This is a genomic window from Actinacidiphila epipremni (assembly GCF_012034175.1).
Classification (GTDB): domain Bacteria; phylum Actinomycetota; class Actinomycetes; order Streptomycetales; family Streptomycetaceae; genus Actinacidiphila; species Actinacidiphila epipremni.
The window spans coordinates 234630-248847 of sequence record NZ_JAATEJ010000004.1; the positions used below are offsets into that span (position 1 = coordinate 234630).

At 74.2% G+C, this 14218-nt stretch carries 8 protein-coding genes; 5 read left to right on the forward strand and 3 right to left on the reverse strand.

Features of this window, described 5'->3' with window-relative positions:
- Nucleotides 1–156 precede the first annotated feature (156 nt).
- The 3 genes from HCN08_RS36465 to HCN08_RS08210 all read left to right on the forward strand — a co-directional run bounded on the left by HCN08_RS36465 (nucleotide 157) and on the right by HCN08_RS08210 (nucleotide 8966).
- Entirely contained in the window at nucleotides 157–6447 is a 6291-nt protein-coding gene (locus HCN08_RS36465) for an RHS repeat-associated core domain-containing protein (RefSeq protein WP_206318518.1), read from the forward strand.
- An 80-nt stretch (nucleotides 6448–6527) separates the two neighbouring features.
- On the forward strand, nucleotides 6528–8186 hold the full coding sequence (locus HCN08_RS08205; RefSeq protein ID WP_167982240.1) for a VCBS repeat-containing protein: 1659 nt from the start codon (nucleotides 6528–6530) through the stop codon (nucleotides 8184–8186).
- An 81-nt stretch (nucleotides 8187–8267) separates the two neighbouring features.
- A complete protein-coding gene (locus tag HCN08_RS08210; RefSeq protein WP_167982241.1) occupies nucleotides 8268–8966 on the forward strand; it encodes an MBL fold metallo-hydrolase in 699 nt (232 codons plus the stop codon).
- A 15-nt stretch (nucleotides 8967–8981) separates the two neighbouring features.
- On the opposite strand, the gene HCN08_RS08215 is transcribed toward HCN08_RS08210, so the two are convergent.
- From HCN08_RS08215 to HCN08_RS08225, 3 genes are read right to left on the reverse strand one after another with little or no spacing between them, the layout of a single operon-like run.
- Complete coding sequence (locus tag HCN08_RS08215; protein ID WP_167982242.1) at nucleotides 8982–11378, reverse strand: FtsX-like permease family protein; 2397 nt, start codon at nucleotides 11376–11378, stop codon at nucleotides 8982–8984.
- Entirely contained in the window at nucleotides 11375–12085 is a 711-nt protein-coding gene (locus tag HCN08_RS08220; protein WP_167982243.1) for an ABC transporter ATP-binding protein, read from the reverse strand. Before HCN08_RS08220 ends, HCN08_RS08215 begins: the two co-directional genes overlap by 4 nt.
- On the reverse strand, nucleotides 12082–12606 hold the full coding sequence (locus HCN08_RS08225) for a PadR family transcriptional regulator (RefSeq protein ID WP_167982244.1): 525 nt from the start codon (nucleotides 12604–12606) through the stop codon (nucleotides 12082–12084). The genes HCN08_RS08220 and HCN08_RS08225 overlap by 4 nt, the downstream gene beginning before the upstream one ends.
- A 200-nt stretch (nucleotides 12607–12806) precedes the next feature.
- Here HCN08_RS08225 and HCN08_RS08230 point away from each other — a divergent pair, with 200 nt between their 5' ends.
- On the forward strand, nucleotides 12807–13604 hold the full coding sequence (locus HCN08_RS08230) for an RNA polymerase sigma factor (protein ID WP_322974311.1): 798 nt from the start codon (nucleotides 12807–12809) through the stop codon (nucleotides 13602–13604).
- Nucleotides 13601–14218, forward strand: coding sequence for a hypothetical protein (locus HCN08_RS08235; RefSeq protein ID WP_167982245.1), 618 nt, complete (start codon nucleotides 13601–13603; stop codon nucleotides 14216–14218). The genes HCN08_RS08230 and HCN08_RS08235 overlap by 4 nt, the downstream gene beginning before the upstream one ends.

Consider the following 14218-nt stretch of genomic DNA (forward strand, 5'->3'; position numbering starts at 1 on the left):
AACGGCTGCCGGGTGCGCCACCGGCTGGTGGGCGGCCCGCCGCCGCGCCGCCGCGCCGCCGGCACCTCTCCCCGGACGGACACCATCCCCATGACCTTGCACCGGACTCCCGCCGTACGCCACCGGACTCCCGCCGTTCGCCACCGGGCTCCCGGGGTGCGCCACCGGGCTGCCGGGACACGTCACCGGGCGCCCGGCGTACGGCCGCGCCGCCTCGTCGCGCTGCTGTCCGGCGCCCTGCTGGCCGCCGGGACGCTCCAGGCGGTGCCGGCCGCCGCGCACGCCGCGGGCGGGCACGCCCCGGCTGCTGCGGCGGCGACGGCCGGGCGGTCCGTGCCCGGGAGCGCGCTGCCGCACACCGCGCGACCACCCGACCCGGAGGCCGGGCCCGCCCCCGCGCTCGCCCGTCCGGCGTGGCCCGCCGCCCGCAGCGGCGCCCTCACGGTGGGCGGCGGCGAACCGGTCGCGCTGCCCGGCACCGGCCTGGCGGTGACGGCCGCGCACGGCGCGCAGCTGGCGGTGCGCACCCTGGACCAGGACACCGTACGGGCCCTGGGCGGCGTCGGTTACGCCTTCACCGCGTCGGTGCCCGGCGGCGCGCGGGCCGCCGCCCCGCAGCCGGTGACCGTACGGCTGGACTACGCGGCCTTCCGGCAGGCCGCCGGCGGCGGATTCGCCGACCGGCTGCGGCTGGAGCGGCTGCCGGGCTGCGTGCTGGCCCGACCCGCGTGCGCCGCCCGGCCCGTCGTCGTCCCCGCGCGCAACGACCCGGCCGGCGCGACGATCACCGCCGACGGCGTGCAGCCGGACGGCGACGTCTACGTACTGGCGAGCACGGCGTCCGGCAGCAGCGGCGACTACCGGGCCACCGACCTGAAACCCTCCGGCAAATGGTCCGTCGGCCCGCAGTCCGGCGACTTCACCTACTCCTACCCGCTCCCGCTGCCGCCCTCCCCGTACGGCAAGGCCCCCGCGCTCGCGCTGGGTTACTCCGCCCAGTCCGTGGACGGCAGGACCTCGGCCACCAACAACCAGGCGTCCTGGGCCGGTTTGGGCTGGAGCCTCGAACCGGGCTTCATCGAGCGCAAATACCGCGCCTGCGTGGACGACGGCAGCCCCACCCTGTCCGACCTGTGCTGGTACTCGCCCTACTCCTCCGCCGAGGAGGGCGCCGAGTACGTCATCTCCCTCAACGGCACCACCACCGAGCTGATCAGGGACGCCGACGGCGGCTACCACGCCGAGGCCGACCCGGGCTGGAAGATCCAGCACACCTACGACGGCACCAACTCCGACAACAGCAAGGAAGCCTGGGTGGTGTCCACCCCCGACGGCTCCCGCTACTACTTCGGCTACCACGAGGACTCTAACCTCACCGTCCCCGTCGTCGGCAACAACTCCGGTGAGCCCTGCCACGATTCGGGCCAGTCGCTGTGCCGGCAGACCTACCGCTGGAACCTGGACCAGATCCGCGACCCCGACGAGAACGACACCCGGCTGTACTGGACCAAGGAGACCAACTCCTACAAGCGCTTCAGCAACGGCGACGTGGAGACGTACGACCGCGGCAGCTACCCCAGCCGCGTCGAGTACGGCATGCAGGCCGGCCAACAGCCCGCCGTCCGCGTCGACTTCACCAGCGCCTACCGCTGCCTGTCCGACATCGACAAGCCGAGCCCCGACTGCGCCGCCCCCACCTCCTCCGCCGGCAGCGACTACCCGGACGTGCCCGCGGACCTCATCTGCGGCTCCACCTGCACCAAGAACAGCCCGTCGTTCTTCGTGGTGCGCCGGCTGGCCGCGATCTCCACCCAGGTGTGGGACCCGGCCACCTCCGCCTTCATGGAGGTCGACCGCATCCAGCCCACCTTCGCCCTGCCCGACCCGGTCGGCGCCACCGACGCCATGCTGTGGCTCAACTACCTCCAGGTGTACGGGAAATGGGGCGACAACGTCACCCTCCCCGCAGTGGACTTCGACGGCGCATGGCTCAACAACCGCGTCGACCACCCGAGCGGGGACACCACCGCGGCGATGCCGATGCGCCGGATCACCTCCGTCCAGAACGGACTCGGCGGCGAGACGGACGTCCACTACGGGCACGGCTCGCCCGCCGCCACCTGCCCCAGCGACGGCTCGACCTCCACCTGGGAGTCGGGCAAGCACTGGGACACCAACACCCAGGAATGCTTCCGCGTCGACTACAAGCCGGAGGGCGCGACGTCGACCACGCACGGCGTCTTCCAGAAGTACGTGGTGACCGGCGTCGACCAGGTCGACCTGGTGGGCGGCTCACCGACGCAGACCACCACGTACGACTACCTCGGCGATCCCGCCTGGCACTACGACGACGACCCGACCGCCCCCGCCGACCGGCAGATGTGGGGCGACTGGCGCGGCTACCAGGACGTCCGGCAGACCGACGGCACCGGACCCGAAGGGCAGCGCACGGTCACCGAGACCACGCGCTTCCGCGGCATGGACGGCGACCGGCTCGCGTCCGGCGGCACCAAGAGCGTGACCCTGACCGACTGGGCCGGCAACACCTTCGCCGACAACCACGCCAAGGCCGGCCAGGTGCTCCAGGTCCGGCACTTCCGCCTCGACGGTTCCGGTACCTCGGGCACCTCCCGCACCGAACTGGCCGACGAGCGCTACACGTACTGGGACTCCGGCATCACCGCCAACGGCGCCGGCCTGCACAACGCCCACATGATCCGCCCCTACCAGACCCGCGCCCGGCAGCTGAAGGCCGACGGGACATGGCGGGAGACCGGCAGCGACCAGGACGGCTACAGCGCCGCGAACGGCGGCCTGCCCACCCGCAAGGTCCAGTGGGGCGAGATCGGCACCGGCGCCGACAACACCTGCACCGAGATCGACTACGCCCGCAACACCGACGACTGGCGCTGGATGCTGGACTACCCCGAGCGCACCGAACTCCACAGCGGCGACCCGGACCCGCAGAGCACCCAGTGCCCGGGCCCCGCGGTCTCCCGCACCGTCACGCTCTACGACAACGCCACCGCGCCCGGCACCGCGGACAAGCCGATCGACGGCAACCCCACCGAGGTCCGCACCTACTGGAACGACACCAACTACGCGTCGCAGAAGAAGGCTTACGACGGCTACGGCCGGGTCACCTCCGACACCGACGGCCTGAACCACACCACGACCACGTCGTACACCCCGGCGAGCGGCTGGCCCATGAACGGCACCAGGACCACCGACCCGCTCGGCCGCGCCACCACGACGTACACCAGCCGCGCCTTCGGCACCACCACCCGCACCGTCGACCCCAACGGCCTTGCGACCACGACCGATTACGACGGCGCCGGCCGCGTCGAGCGGGTCTGGCTGCCGACCGAGCCCAAGCCGAACGGCGTGGACGTGCCGCCGCCGGCCGGCGCCGTCCCGTCGTACACGTACACCTACCACTTCACCCTCGGCGGCACGGCCCCCAACTCCCAGCCCAGCAAGCCGACCGTGGTCACCGCCGAGCAGTTGCAGTCCCTCGACGCCGGCACACCCACCTGGCTGCCGACGTACACCTACCTCGACGGGTTCGGCCGCACCCGCGAGGTCCAGACCCCGTCACCGTCCGGTTCGGGGGGCCGGACGGTGACGGACACCACGTACGACGAACGGGGCCTGGCCAAGGGCACCTCCGCCCCGTACTGGAACTCCACCGCGCCCGGCGACGACCCCGGCCTGTTCCTGAACCCGCAGCGGGCGGAGCTGCCGTCCTGGACGGAGAAGACCTACGACGCGCTCGGCCGCGAGAGCGCCGCCACCCTCTACACCCTCGGCCAGGCGCAATGGACCACCGCGACCGCCAACTACGGTGACGGGAAGGTCGTCACACCGCCGCGCGGCGGACGCACCGCCTACTGGAACGACGGCCTGGACCGGACGGCGCTGGTCGAGGAGAACGTCCCGGCCGGCACCGACGTACCGCCGCCCACCGTGCCCACGACCCGCTACACGTACACCCCGCGCGGCGAACTGGCCGGCATCACCGACGCCGCCGGCAACGCCACCGCCTACGGCTACGACTGGATGGGCCGCCGCACCAGCACCAAGGACCCCGACGCCGGCGCGTCCAGCACCGTCTACGACCCGGTCGGCAACGTTCAGAGCACCACCGACGCGGCCGGCAATACGCTCGCCTACACGTACGACGCGCTCAACCGCAAACGCGTGGAATGGTCCGGGTCGGTCGGCGGCGTGAAGCTCGCCGAGTGGACGTACGACACGGTCCCCTTCCCCGGCCAGACGGGCACGCCGGTCAAGTTCGTCCTCGGGCAGCCCGCCGGCACCACCCGCTACGTCGACGGCCGGCCCTACCGCGTCGACGTCACCGGCTACGACCTGCGCTACCAGGTCACCGCCCGCACCTGGACCGTGCCGGCCGACGAGGGCTTCGCCGCCGCTTACAGCGTCGGCTACGGCTACGACCGCGCCGGGCACCGCACTTCCGTCAGCTACCCGGCCGCCGGCGACCTGCCCGCCGAGACCGTCACCACCGGCTACAGCGCCGCCGGGCAACCGGACACGCTCACCGGCCCGGCGGCCACGTACGTCAAGTCCACCACCTACAGCGGCGCCGGCCAGCTCATGGCCAGGGCGTACGGCGGCGACGGGGCGGTGCAGCGGGCTTACGCCTACGAGGCGGGCGGGGCACAGCGGTTGACCGGCATCAGGACGCTGGTCGGCACCGGTGCTGACGCCGGCGCCGGCACCGTCACCGTGCAGAACGACCTGTACGGCTACGACCAGGCGAGCAACCTCACCTCCGTCACCGACCTGACGCAGGCGCCCGCGCAGAACCAGTGCTACCAGTACGACGCGCTGCAACGCCTCGGCGCGGCCTGGACGACCGCCGCCGGCTGCGCCAACGGGCTCTCCGGCGCGGACACTTCGGGCCCCGACCCGTACCGGCTCGCCTACACCTACGACGCGGTGGGCGACATGGCGTCGGTGGCCGACGCAGCCGGCACGGTCACCTACACCTACCCCGCGCCGGGCCCGGCCGCGATCCGCCCGCACGCCGTTTCGGCGGTGGGCGCGGACTCCTACGGCTACGACGCCGACGGCCGCCTCACCTCCCGTACGGTGGCCGGCACGCCCGCCACGCTGGCCTGGGACGACGCCGGGGAGCTCGCCTCGGTGTCGGCGGCGGGCGGCGCCCGGACGTCCTTCGCCTACGACGCCGACGCCGACCGCCTCCTGCGCCGCGACGCCGGCGGCACGACGCTCTACCTGGACGGCACCGAACTGCGCGCCTCCGGCGGGGCGGTGAGCGCGGTGCGCTACTACACCGCCGGCACCGCGGTCGTGGCGATGCGGACGGGGGGCGGGGTGGTGTGGCTCGGCAGCGATCAGCAGAACTCGACGCAGGTCGCGATCGGTGCCGGTGCCGGTGCCGGGGTCGGGGACGGGGCCGGGGATGGGGACGGAGCCGGTGCCGGGGTCGGGGCCGGCGGTGGCGCCGAGGGCGGGGTCGGGGCCGTCTCCCGGCAGCGGTACCTCCCGTACGGCGCCCACCGCGGCGCCGGCGACGCCCTGCCCGCGACCGACCGCGGCTTCCTCGGCAAGACCGAGGACGCCGACACCGGCCTGGTCCAGGCCGGCGCGCGCTACTACGACCCGTCCACCGGCCGCTTCATCTCCCCGGACCCCCAGTACGACACGTCCGAGCCCAAGTCCCTGAACCCGTACGCGTACGCCGAGGACAACCCGACGACGCTGAGCGACCCGAGCGGGCTGAGCGCCTGCGGCCACGCATGCGACTCCAACGCGACGTCCCTCGACCTCTACGCCGGCGGCACCAGCGACAACTCCAGCTCCGTCACGCGCTCTTACTGGGGCGGCCACACCGAGGAGGAGGTCGCCACCACGGCGACGATGTGCGGCAACTGCAGCCGCGCGGAACAGAACCGGATGCGCCGGGCACCCGACTGGTCGGACGCGTACGTGAAGCAGATGGCCGACGACCCGGCCAAGGAACCTGCCTGCACCCCATCGCTGTTGTTCCCCCGCTGCGTGAACGTGCCTTCCCCGCAACAGCCCGGCGGGTGCGGACTCGTCTGCCTGCCCGCCCCCCATCTCCCGGAGGTCCGCCTGCCGCGGATTCCGGCGCACTGCACCTGGTTCGGCTTCTGCCAGGTCAACGCACCCAAAAAGATCTCCGATCCCATTTCCCGGTTCGTGAGCCGGCACGGGAATCTGATCACTGCTGCCGGCGGCGGGGCCGCGGCCATCGGCTGCGCGGCGCTGACCGACAGCGCTGTGGGGGCCGCGACATGCGGAGCCGCCGGCGCCCTGTGGACCGGTTACCTGGTGGACAAGTGGGCCCCGGCAAGCGGGCAGGGCAGATGCATCGGCCTGGGCGTACTCGTGCCGCCACCAGGCTCTCCCCCCATCGCCACAAGCCGCAGTTGCTGACCCCCGACACGCCCCCTCGACACGACCCCGGACACGACCCCCGACACGCTGACCAGCGTCAGCTGGCCTAAGGAGACCACGTGTTTCACCGCAGACCGGTTCTGGCCACGGCCGCCGTCCTCACGGCCCTAGCAGCCGCCCTCGCACCCGGCGCGACCGCCGGTGCGGCTCCAGCGGGCCAGGGAGCGGGGCCGCAGGCCGTCGCCCCACCCGGCGGCGCAGCCGCCCGCGCGGATGTCAACGGCGACGGGTACGCCGACGTGGTCGTGTCCACCGGCGCGCGGCTCACGTACGCCGGCGACCCCAACACCCTGGGCGTGGACCGGGGCGGGTCGGTGTACGTGATCCCGGGCGGCGGGAGCCTGCCGACCGCGCCGGCCGTGGTCGTCAGCCAGGACAGCCACGACTTCGTGCCCGGCAGCGGCGAGGACGACGACACGTTCGGACAGGCCCTGGCCACCGGCGACTTCAACGGCGACGGCCTCGCGGACGTCGCGATCGGCAACCCCACCGAGAGCTTCGGCACGAAGCTCGGCGTCGGCATGGTGACGGTGCTGTACGGCAGGACGACCTCGCCGTACCTCGGCCTGATCCCCAACACCCTCACCCAGATCGACCAGGGCCAGCCGGGCGTGCCCGGCGACAACGAGGCCGGCGACCGGTTCGGCGCGAGCCTGGCGGTCGGCGATTTCAACGCCGACGGCTACGCCGACCTCGCCATCGGCCAGCCCGGCGAGGCCGTGGGCACCACGCAGCGGGCCGGCGCGGTCACCGTCGTCTACGGCGGCACGCACGGCCTGACGGCGACCGGCTCGGTCGGCTACACGCAGGACACCGCGGGCCTCAACGGCACCCCGGAGACCGACGACAGGTTCGGCTGGTCGCTGGCCGCCGGCGACGTCACCGGCGACGCCAGGGACGACCTGGTCGTGGGCGCCTCGGGCGAGGCGGTCGCCGGCACCACCGACGCGTGGGGCGGCGTATGGCTGCTCCCGGGCTCGGCGAGCGGCGTGGACCCCGCCACGAGCAGCAGCTTCAGCGTCGCGAGCACCGGCACGCAGGACCACCTGCGTTCGGTCGCGGTCGGCAAATTCCACGGCGGCGCGTACGCCGACGTGCTCGTCACCGCCGACCGGAAGAAGGGCGCCCCGCAGTACGCCGGCGCCCTGGTCGTCGCCCGCGGCGGCAGCGACGGCGTGAGCGCGAGCCGGCTGCAGACCCTCGACCAGTCCAGCCCGGGCATCGCCGGCACCCCGGAGGAGAACGACTTCTTCGCCGGCTCGCTCGCGGTCGGCGACCTGGACGGCGACGGCTACGACGACCTGGCCGCGGGCTCGCTGCGCGAGGACAACGTCGGCAGCGTCACCCTGCTGCGCGGCGGCACCGCGGGCCTGCTGTCGGCCACCGGCACCACCGTCACCGAGGACACCCCGGCGATCGGCGCGAGCGCCCAGCCCGGCGAGGGCTTCGGCTACGGCCTGCGCATCCTCGACGTCACCGGCGACGGCACCCCCGAACTCCTGGTCACCGCCCCCTGGGAGGACGGCTCCCTCCAGTCCGGCGCCCTCTTCCGCCTCTCGGTGACCGCCACCGCCGGCAGCCTGACGGTCACCTCCGCCACCTCCACCACCCGCGGCACCCTCGGCGGCGGCTCCGCCTTCGGCCCGGCCACCCCCTTCGCGGGCGGCACGGTGGTCACCCTGGACACCAACCAGCAGCCCCAACTCAGCAAAGGCTGAGCCGAAGTTCGGGCGGGCCTCACCCGTCTGCCGTGGGCGTACGGCCGCGCCGGGGGAGGCGGGGGCTGGCAGCATGGCGGGATGAGGCATGACGTGGACGTACGGCGGCTCGATCTGGGGTATTTCGTGCGGCCCGCGGTGGAGACCGGGGGGCCGGAGCCGCGGGTGGAGCCGGTGCTCGGGTATTTGGTGCGGCGGGGGGAAGGGCTGGTGCTCTTCGACTCCGGGATCGGGGCCGTCGACGACGAGACCGAGGCGCATTACCGGCCCCGGCGGCGGGAGTTGGCCGCTGCGCTGGGGGCCGCCGGGGTGCGGCTCGGCGACATCTCGCTGGTGGTGAACTGCCATCTGCACTTCGACCATTGCGGCGGGAACAGACTGCTGGGCAGCACGCCGATCCTGGTGCAGGACGTGGAGTTGGCCGCCGCGCGGCAGGGCGGCTACACCGTCGACGCGCTCGTCGACTTCCCGGGCGTGCGGTACGAGGAGATCGCGGGGGAGGCCGAGGTGTGGCCGGGGGTGTGGATCATTCCCACGCCCGGCCACACCGACGGCCACCAGTCGCTGGTCGTCGAGCAGAGCGACGGCACCGTCGTCCTCGCCGGGCAGGCGCACGACTTCGCCTCGCAGTTCGGCTCGGACCACCTGGCCCGGCGCGCGGCACGCGAGCAGGTGGCACAGCCGCTGCCGGGCTTCCGGCCCTGGCTGGACCGGCTCGCCGCCTTCGACCCGCGGCGGGTGCTGTTCGCGCACGACTGCTCGGTCTGGGAGCCGTCCTGAACAGGCGTACTGGGGCTACTCGTTGCGGGCGTTCGCCGGGGCCGTCAGGCGGGTGAGGAGGGGGAGGGTCGCGGTGATGACGGCGAGGGCGGCGAGGAGGCCCGCGGCGACCAGGGCGTAGTAGGACGGGCCCGGCGGATGGAGGGAGTAGCCCATCTGCGCCCGGAGGAAGAGCTGCGCGGTCAGGAAGCCCGCCGCGATGGCGACGGCGGCCACCGCGAGGAGCGGCAGGGCGCTTTCGAGGAGGACGACGACGCGGAGGGTGCGCAGCCGGACACCGGTCAGGCGCAGCAGGCTGAAGGGGCGCCTGCGGTCGCCCAGGCCCGCGGCGACGCTGACGGCGAGGCTGCACCCGGCGATCGGGAAGCTCACCGCGATGACCACGTCGGCCAGTTGACGGAATCCGTCGAGTTGCGCCGACATCCGGGCGCGGTCCTCGGCCACGGTGTGGGGCGGCGCGTCCGCCGGGTACGCGCGGGCCAGCAGCGTACGGGCCCGCTCGACGGCCGTCCGCGAGCCGTCGGTGGTGACGACCAGCTGCGTCACCGGCAGCCGGCGCAGCTCCTCGGGTGAAGTCGCCGCCGCGGGCCAGGTGTTGGGCCAGTCGCGGGCCGACCCGAGACCGTACGCGTCGAAGGTGGCGGGCACGGCTGCGGTACGGGCGCCGGGCGCGCATGTGCCGTACACCCGGGTGGCCGCGAGCTCCGCGCAGTCCGCGAGGCCCGAGTCGAACTCCCGCCCCGCCGGGTCGGAATGCAGCACGGTGACGCCGCCGACGCCGGGGACCGCGCGCAGGGCGGCGAGCAGGCTGTCCGGCGGGGTCGGGGCGGTGCCGGCCTTGCGGCCGGGGCCGTAGTCGACGTGGTCGCTCAGCACCGTGTTCCGTACGGCCTCCGGGCTGCTGGGCAGGCCGCGTTCGTGGACCATCGCGTCGATCACCCCGACCGCGCCGGTCGTCACGCACAGCGCGAGGACCAGGCCGCTGACCGCCCGGAAGCCCGCCTTGGGGTCGTCGGCGAGCCGGCGGCCGGCGACCAGGCCGGCCGGGCGGCGGGCGCGGGCGGCCAGCAGCCGGGCGCCGACCATCGTCAACCACGGCCCGGCCAGCACGATCCCGCCGAGCACCAGCAGCGTGCCGGGCAGGAAGGCGAGCGCCTGGCCGTTGCTGGTGGCGGGGCGGCGGCCGATGAAGAACGCGATCTCCAGCAGGCCCGCCGCCAGCGGGATCGCCCGCCGGGCGCGCGGCGGTCGCGGGGTCACCCGGCGGGTGACGCCGAGCGGCGAGATCCGCACCCGGCGCAGCGCGATCCGCGCGGAGAGCGCTGCCCCCACCGGGACGCCGAGCGCGACCGCGAGGACATCGGCGGCGGTCAGCGACACATCGCTCGGGAAGAACGGCGTGCCGGTGACGTCGATGTGCGCCAGCAGCGGCCGGATCAGCGCGTAGAGACCGAAGCCGGCCGCAACCCCTGCCGCCGCGGCCACCGTTGACTCCACCGCCGAGACCACCGCTGTCTGCCGCGGTGTCGCGCCGATCAGCCGCATCGCGGCGAACCGCTGCTCGCGGCTCGCCGCCGAGAGCCGGGTCGCGGTGCCGACCAGGACCAGCACCGGGAAGATCAACGCCGCGGCGACGACGGAGAGGACGAGCGTCATCCCGCTGCTGTCGGTGCCGACCGCGCAGCTCGCACCGTCGCAACTGCTGGGCGAGAGCGTCGCGATGGAGGTGGTCCGCACCGCGTCCCGGCGCCCGGCGAGCTCGTTGGGGCGGTGGCCGACCACGACGATCAGCGAATCGGGGCCGGGCAGCGCGGAGTTGCCGATCACCCCGACCTGCCGGCCCGGGTAGCGGGCGGCCAACTCGGCGGCGGGCGTCTTACGCAGCAGGTCGCTCATCGCGGGCGACGCGTAGAACTCGCCCGGGCCCGGAAGCCGGCTCATGCCGGGCGGGACGGGGGAGCGGGGGCCGGTCGCGGCGACGTCGATACGGCCGATGAGCTTGCCTTGGAAGCCGTCCGCGCCGATCTGCCACCACAGGGGGTCGGGGGCTGGGGCTGCGCCGGGGGTGTGGTCCGGGGCCTGGCTCGTAGTGGGGCCCGGGGCCGGGGCCGTGCCGTGGCGCGGGTCTTGGCCCGTGCTGCGGCCTGGGGCGGGGTTCGTACTGTGGTCCGGGACCTGGCCCGTACTGTGGCGTGGCGCTTGGCCCGTGCTGCGGCCCGGGTCCGAACTCGTGCCCGGGCGGCCGGTGTTGAGCCAGGCGTTGCGGTCGTTCTGCGTACGCGTGGCGTGCAGCGCCGCGAGCGTGCCGAGCAGCAGCCCGGTGCCGAGCGCGACGGCCGCCGCGATGACGAGCAGCCGCACCAGGCCCTCGCGGCCGGTGCCGAGGGCCAGCCGCAGGCCCAGCCGGATCACGGGCCGGTCCGTTCGAGGTGCGGCGAGGTCACCTTGCCGTCGCGCACCATGACCTCGCGGTCCGCGCACGCGGCGACCCGGGCATCATGCGTGACGATGACGGCCGTCGTGCCGTTGGCGCGTACCGCGTCCACCAGCAGCTCCATCACCTGCTCGCCGGTGTACGTGTCCAGCGAGCCGGTCGGCTCGTCGGCGAACAGCACATCGGGGCGGGCGACCATCGCCCGTGCCAGCGCGACCCGTTGGGCCTGCCCGCCGGACAACTCCCCTGACCTGCGCCGCTCCAGGCCCTCCAGCCCGAGCCGGGGGAACCAGTCGCGGGCCTCGGTGAGCGCGGTGCCGCGGCGGGCGCCGCCGAGCAGCAGCGGCATCGCGACGTTCTCCTCGGCCGTCAACTCCGGGACGAGCTGGCCGAACTGGAAGACGAAGCCGAAGCGGTCGCGGCGCAGTTCGCTGCGCTCGGCCTCGCGCATGCGGTCCACGCGGCGGCCGTCGAAGAGGATTTCACCGCTGTCGGGGACGAGGATGCCGGCCAGGCAGTGGAGGAGGGTGCTCTTGCCCGAGCCGCTGGGGCCCATGACGGCGACGATCTCGCCCCGCGCGACACGCAGGTCGGTGCCGCGCAGGGCCGGGGTCCGGCCGAACGCCAGGACCGCGGCGCGGGCTTCGAGGAGGGCGGCGGCGTCGGGCCCCGCGGCGCCGCTCATTTGCACACCTCCTCGGCGAGCGCGCCCAGCCGCGCCTGCGTGACGTCGATCCAGCGCAGGTCCGCTTCGAGGCGGAACATGCTGTGGTCGGCGAGCAGCTTGTCCACCAGCGGCCCCTGGCGCTTGATCTCGGTGAGCGCGCGCATGCGGGCGACGTGCGCGGCCCGTTGCAGGTCCAGATACGCCGACGCGTCGCGGCCGAGCATCAGCGCGAGCACCACCTTCGTGAACAGCTCGGTCTGCAGGTGCTGTTCGGCCTCGACGGGCTCGGTCAGCCACGCCTCGACCTCCGTCGCGCCCCGCTCGGTGATGACGTAGCGCTTGCGGTCCGGCCCCGCGCCGGGCTCCGCCGGGCCGACGACGACCTTGCCGTCGCGGGCGAGCCGGCCGAGCGTCGAGTAGACCTGGCCGAGGAGGAGGGGCTTGGTGGGGCTGAAGTACGTGTCGTAGTCCCGCTTGAGGTCGTAGCCGTGGCTGGACTGCCGTTCGAGGAGTCCGAGGAGTGTCAGAGGTACGTTCACACTGCGTGTATACACTCGGTGTGCACACCGGGTCAACGGTTTTCCCGTGCGGCGGCGTGCGGCGGCGTGCGGCGGCGTGGTGCGGCGTGGTGCGGTGCGGCATGGCGCGGTGCGGCGTGTGTAACGCTCTGTGGTCGGGCGCGCACGTAGAGAGTGAGAGCGCGGGGAGTGGCCCGGCGCCGGAAGGGGAGGGGCGGGAAGTGAACGTCACCGCACGCAGAAGGGGTGACCCGGAGAGCGGGTCGGCAGGGGAAGCGGATGCCCCGGGCGAGAAGGGACGGGTCGGGGATCTCGCGGAGCTGGAGGCCTTCTACCGGCGGCACGTCGAGGACGTGACGCGCTTCGTCGGGCGCCGCTTCGACGACCCGCACACCGTCGCCGATGTCGTCGCCGACATCTTCCTCGCCGTCGTCGACTCGGGCGAGGCGTATCGAACCGCCGCGCGCGACGAGCGGTCCTGGCTCTACGGGGTGGCCCGGCACGTCGTCTCCGCGGAGTACCGGCGCAAGCACCGGGCCGACGTGCTGAACTCGCGGATCGCCGGGCGCCGGCTGCTCGGCCCGGACGACATCGGCCGGGTCGAGGACCGGATCGTCGCGGAGAACGCGGGGCGGACGATGGTCGCCGCGATGTCCTGGCTGCCGGCCCGGCAGCGGGCGGTGCTCGAACTCGTCGCGGTGGACGAGCTGACGGTCGCCGAGGCCGCGCGGGCCCTCGGCGTCAGCTCCGTGACCGCCCGCGTGACGCTGCACCGGGCGCGGGCCGCACTGCGCAAGGCCGCGGAGCCCCCGGCCGGCGAGCCCGTCCCCGCCCTCGACGCCGCCGCCCCGGGCGCGCTCGGGGCCAGGCTCGCCGCCTCCGCCGCTGCTACGGCCACCGCCGCCCCGGCCGCGCTCGCGGCGACCCCTGCCTCCGTGCCGGCCTCCGCCGCCGGTCCGGGCGCCGGCAAGCGCACCGACCCCGCCGTCAGCATCGACCTTTCCGGGAGCACCGCATGAACGACATGACCTTCGAGGACCGGCTCTGGGACGCGCTCGCACACGAGGCCGGGCGCCCCGCGGCGGACCTGCCCGCCGACGCCTACCGCGCGCGGCCCGCGCGGCGGGTGGTGACCGGAGGGCGGGTCGGGCTCGGGCTGGTGGCCGCCGCCGTCACCGGGACCGCCCTGGCCGTACTGCCCGGCGGCAGCGGCGCCGCGCCCGCGTACGCCGTGGAGGTGGCGAAGGACGGCGACGTGACGATCACCTATGAGCAGGCCAATGCCGCCGTCGCCGGCCGTGGCCAGATCGAGGCGCTGGAAGCCAAGCTGCGTGCGGCGGGCGTCATGGTCCTGGAGGATCCGCGGGGCGTCTACGAGTGCCGGCCCACCGGGGCGCCCGCCGACACGTTCACCTACATGGGCGGCGGCCCCCATGGGCCCGACCCGCAGCCGTCCGTCGTCACGCACTCCGTCGCCACCGCCATCCACTCAGACGAGACGTACGTCGACGGCTGGAAGGTCGTCCACATGCGGCCGGGCGAGACCGTGGTCGTCGACCACAGCGCCCCGAGCCCGCACAACGCCGGCTACGACGTCAACTTCATGGCGGCGAGGTGCACGGCTGTGCCGTAG

Bases quoted from the DNA above. Each gene is read 5' to 3' on its own strand.
- HCN08_RS08210 (WP_167982241.1), top strand. From the start codon at position 8,268: ATGAGGCATGACGTGGACGTACGGCGGCTCGATCTGGGGTATTTCGTG.
- HCN08_RS08220 (WP_167982243.1), bottom strand. From the start codon at position 12,085: ATGAGCGGCGCCGCGGGGCCCGACGCCGCCGCCCTCCTCGAAGCCCGC.
- HCN08_RS08235 (WP_167982245.1), top strand. From the start codon at position 13,601: ATGAACGACATGACCTTCGAGGACCGGCTCTGGGACGCGCTCGCACAC.